This is a genomic window from Mesorhizobium sp. M7A.T.Ca.US.000.02.2.1 (assembly GCF_003996995.1).
Lineage (GTDB): Bacteria > Pseudomonadota > Alphaproteobacteria > Rhizobiales > Rhizobiaceae > Mesorhizobium.
Genome location: NZ_RZTT01000422.1, coordinates 1 through 4996, shown reverse-complemented (window position 1 = coordinate 4996; position 4996 = coordinate 1). Strand labels below are relative to the sequence as shown.

At 63.5% G+C, this 4996-nt stretch carries 3 protein-coding genes; 1 reads left to right on the top strand and 2 read right to left on the bottom strand.

Features of this window, described 5'->3' with window-relative positions; translation table 11 throughout:
- The first annotated feature begins 147 nt into the window (after positions 1-147).
- Positions 148-1965, top strand: coding sequence for an adenine deaminase (gene ade / locus EOD15_RS28285; protein WP_127409049.1), 1818 nt, complete (start codon positions 148-150; stop codon positions 1963-1965).
- Between the two features lie 223 nt (positions 1966-2188).
- On the opposite strand, the gene EOD15_RS28280 is transcribed toward ade, so the two are convergent.
- A complete protein-coding gene (locus EOD15_RS28280; protein WP_127409048.1) occupies positions 2189-3352 on the bottom strand; it encodes an alpha/beta hydrolase in 1164 nt (387 codons plus the stop codon).
- A gap of 143 nt (positions 3353-3495) precedes the next feature.
- Entirely contained in the window at positions 3496-4569 is a 1074-nt protein-coding gene (locus EOD15_RS28275) for an alpha/beta hydrolase (protein ID WP_127409047.1), read from the bottom strand.
- Positions 4570-4996: the final 427 nt, after the last annotated feature.

Genomic DNA, 4996 nt, shown 5'->3' with positions numbered 1-4996 from the left:
AATCAGCACCGTAGGCAAATATGTACTATTGCTGAGGTCACGGAGTCAAGAAAAAATTCCTATCGTGAAAAGCTGCCCGGCAAAAAAGCTGTCGACTGGCGGCGCCCGCCGACATTTGCGACACTGGCCGCAACCAAGGAATCGCAAATGACGAACGCCAAGCCCGCAAGGCCCGCAAAACCCAGACCGTGGACCGAGATGGCGACACACCTGGTCGATGTCGCCATGGGGCGCAAACCCGCTGACCTGGTCGTCCGCAACGGCCGTTGGGTGAACGTCCATTCGGGCGAGATCATCGCCGGCACCGACATCGCCATCGCCGGCGGTCGTTTCGCTTATTGCGGGCCGAACGCCAGCCATGCCATCGGCCAGGGCACCAAGGTGGTCGACGCCGGCGGGCGCTATCTGGTGCCCGGCCTCTGCGACGCGCATATGCATGTCGAAAGCGGCATGGTGACGGTGACCGAGTTCTGCCGGGCCGTTATTCCGCACGGCACCACCTCTATGTTCATCGACCCGCACGAGATCGCCAATGTGCTTGGCCTGCCCGGCGTGCGGCTGATGCATGACGAGGCCGTCGCCATGCCCATCAACGTGCATGTGCAGATGCCGTCCTGCGTGCCCTCGGCGCCCGGGCTGGAACATGCAGGCGCCGAGTTGACGGTCGCCGATGTCGCGGAGGCAATGAGCTGGGAAAACATCATCGGTCTTGGCGAAGTGATGAATTTCCCCGGCGTCGCCGCCAACGATCCTGTCATGTCGGGCGAGATCGCCGCGACGGTGAAAGCGGGGAAAACGGTCGGCGGCCACTATGCCTCGCGCGATCTCGGCCTGCCGTTCCATGGCTATGCCGCCGGCGGCCCCGAGGACGATCATGAGGGCACACGCGCCGAGGATGCCATCGCCCGTGTGCGCCAGGGCATGAAGGCGATGCTGCGGCTCGGCTCGGCCTGGTACGACGTGGCCTCGCCGATCAAGGCGGTGACGGAGAGCGGCATCGATCCGCGCAATTTCATCCTGTGCACCGACGACAGCCACTCCGGCACGCTGGTCCAGGAAGGCCATATGGACCGCGTGGTGCGCCACGCCATCCAACAGGGGTTGAAGCCGGTGACGGCGATCCAGATGGCGACGCTCAACACCGCCCAGCATTTCAGACTGGAGCGCGAGATCGGCTCGATCGCGCCGGGCCGGCTGGCCGACCTGCTGATCGTTTCGGATCTCGCCGCAATGACCATCGACGAGGTCTATGCACGCGGCGTCAGGGTGGCCAAGGGGGGCAAGCTCGAAATCGATATTCCGGCCTATGATTACCCGAAGACGGCGAAGAACACCGTCAAGCTCGGCAAGAAGCTGAAGGGCGACGACTTCGATATCACGGCGCCCAAGGGCGCCAATGAGGTGCGGGTGCGTGTCATCGGCGTTATCGAGAACCAGGCGCCGACGCGCGCGCTGGAGGCCGATCTGCCGGTCGAGGACGGGCTGGTCGCCATGGACCGCCGCAACGACATCTGCCAGATCGCGCTGGTCGAGCGCCACCGGGGCACGGGCGGCGTCACCAACGCCTTCGTTTCCGGCTTCGGCTACATCGGCGACTGCGCCATGGCGTCCAGCGTGGCGCATGACGCCCACCACATCATCTGCGTCGGCACCAACAAGCAGGACATGGCGCTGGCCGTCAATCGCCTGGGCGAAGTCGGCGGCGGCGTCGTGCTGTTCTCCAAGGGCAAGGAACTGGCGCTGGTCGAAATGCCGATCGCCGGGCTGATGTCGGACGAGCGGGCCGAGATCGTCGCGGCCAAGGCGGAAAAGCTCACCGAGGCGATGCGCAAGATGGGCTGTTCGCTGAACAACGCCTACATGCAGCACTCGCTGCTGGCGCTGGTCGTCATTCCCGAACTCAGGATTTCCGATGTCGGCTTGATCGACGTGACGACGTTCCAGAAAGTCGATCTGTTCGTGTAGGACGCCGGCGCTGCCCCTCATCGCCCTGCCGGGCACTTCTCCCCGTATAGTGACGGGGAGAAGGGGCTGGCCGCAACGCTGGCGCCCTACCAACGCTGGTGATTGGCGAAATCGGCGATGCCCCCTCTCCCCGTCACTATACGGGGAGAGGATGCCGGCAGGCAGGTGAGGGGCGGCGCCGACTTCGACACCTGACGGTCTCCACCAGGAAGCTGCCCCCGGCTCACCCGCCGGTGGCGATGGTCAGCACCTTGAACGGCGTGGTGATGACGATCTCGGCGACCGAGCCGACGGCCTTGCCCAGGCCCTGACCGAGATTGTTGAGCTGAGTCGGGACGGGTTCGTCCGAAGCAAGGCCGGCAGGCGCCCGCAGCCGGTCGCCCAGCAGTTGCACCAGCATCGGGTTGTCGGCGAATTTGGCGTGGTTGAGGCGGTCACCGCCCTTGGCCTGGGAAAGGTCGACCACCGACACGCCATAGCTGGCGAGGTCGGCCGCATCGCCGTAATCGCCGACGCGCGGCTTATCGCCCGAGATCAGGGAGGACAGCTTGAGAGCCCGGTCATCCGCCGAGAGCAGGATGGCGAATGGCTTGTCGGGTTTGCCGTAACGGATCATCTGTTTCTTGAACACGTCGACATCGATGTCGGGCGAGGCCAGGATGACGTAACCGAGTTTGTCGTCGAGATCGCGATCGCCGGTGATGGCAAGCTGGCGCAGAGCCTCCATGGTCACCCAGGTCCCCATCGAATGGGCGATGATGTCGATGCTCTTGACCTTGGTCTTGGCCAGCATCCTGAGCGTCGCCTCAAGGTCGTCGCGCGCTGCGTTGGCGCTTTCCTTGTCGTAGATGTAACCCGTGGTCTTGCCGCTCGAAGCCCATGAGAACAGCACCGGGGTGCCGGGATATTTCGTGTCGTGCGCGATCTGCGTCAGCCGGTAGATGCCGTCGTCAAAACCGTTGTTGAAGCCGTGCACGAAAACCAGCGCACGGTCTCCGCGCATGGCGATGTCGGCGCCGACCGCCTTGGCGAACTGCGGCGCGCCTTCATAGAAGGTGACATCCTTGGCGGTGAAATCCTTGGCAGGATTGCTGTTTGCCGATCCCTTGGCCCGCTCGATGGCGCCGACCTGATGGTTTTTCGGGACGGTGACGTCGACACGGGCAAAGCTGGTGGTCAGCGAGCGATCGCCGTCGAACACCTGTCGCGGGTCCTTGGTTGCCCTCTGGCGGGTGGTGGCGACGAAAATTTCATGCGTGGCCGCGATGTCGGAAGCGGGCACCGTGACCGTCGTCTTGTTGAGCAGGTCGTGTGTTTTGCCGCCGGCGCAGCCGGTGACAGCGAGCGCCAATGCAACGACGAGGTAGCTCTTCGAACGCACGGTCACACGCAGGCTCCCGCAAAAGGGGACGTCAAACGCGTGACGTCGCTGGCTATTCCGATAAGGCCAGAGACCGGCGCGGTCCAGTTCAAAGTGAATCCACACGTCCGCGATGCCGGGCAGGCACGGCGAAAACCGCGGGACCGCACCTATTGGCCAAGCAGGCTGATGCGGTCTGTCACGTCACGGTCGCTGGCAAAGCCGTCATCCTCGCGCAGCCGCTGGCCGATCATCTTCACCAGCGTCGGATTGTCGGCGAACTTCGTATGGTTGAAGCTGTCCGATCCCTTGACCTTGGACAGGTCGACGACCGTCACGCCATAGGAGGCGAGATCGGCGGCATCCTTGTAGTCGCCGACGCGCGGCCGGGATCCGGCGATCAGGCCGGAGAGCCGCAGCGCGCGGTCGTCGTCCGACAACAGCAGGATGAACGGCTTGTCTGGCTTGCCATAGCGCCGCATCTGGCTCTTGAACACGTCGACATCGATGTCGGGCGAGGCCAGCACCACGTCGCCGAGCTTGCCGCCGAGATCGCGGTCGCCGGTGATGGCCATCTGCCGCAGCGTTTCCATGGTGACCCAGGTTCCGAGCGAATGCGCGACGATGTCGATGCGCCGCGCGCCGGACTGCTCCAGCATCCTGAGCGTCACCTCCAACTGGTCGCGGGCAGCGCTGGCGCTTTCCTTGTCATAGACGTAGTCGGTGGTCCTGGCACCCGATGCCCAGGAAAACAGCACGGGCGTGCCGGGATAGCCGGAATCATGGACGATCTGGGTGAGGCGATAGACGGCGGCATCGAAGCCTGTGTTGTAGCCATGCACGAAGACCATGACGCGGCCGCCACGCGCCGCGATGTCGGCGTTGAGCGCGCTGGAGAATTTCGGCTGCGTGTCGTAGCCGACGACTTCGGAAGCCATGAAATATTTCGCCGGGTCGTCCGACTTGCCGCGCGAGCGCCGCTCGATCTGGCCGGTCTCGTGCAACCCCGGAACGGTGACGTTGACGCGGGCATAGTTCAGCGTGGCCGAGCGTTCGCCGTCGAAAACCTTGTTGGGATCGTCGGATTTCTTGCGCGTCGTGGCGATGAAGATCGAGTGGTTGCCGGCGATCTCCGTCACCGGCGCGGACACCATGGCGCTGCCCAGCAATTCCTGCGTTTGCTGGCCGGCGCAGCCGGCGACGAACAAGGCCAGGAGAACAGTAAAAATCTTCTTCAAAGGCACGCCTGAATTTCCAACTCCGGCCGAAAGGCCTGTCGATCCTCACGATACCTCCCGGACAGGCAGAGTGCGGCAGAACTAAGTCATGTCCAGTCGAAATGTGATCGGCGCCCCGCTGCGGCCATCGCAGTGTTGCGCGAAAGCCAAAATGGCGGCGTCGCCGCCGGCCTTCCAATTCCCGCAGAGATAGCGATTTTAAGCCGCCTGATGCCAGGGGCATGAGAATGTACCCACAAGTAACTGAAAATATTTCGCAAAGTTTCCGCTTGGAAGGACGTGAATGATGGACGATGGCGCCGCGTTGCCGGATATGCAATAGGCGAACTCGCGCCGCACCTGGTCCTGGCGCTCAACAGTTGGACGTGCGCGACCCGATCAAAGATAGAGGTCGGCGGACAGCATGCAACGCCTGTCCCTTATACACATCTCA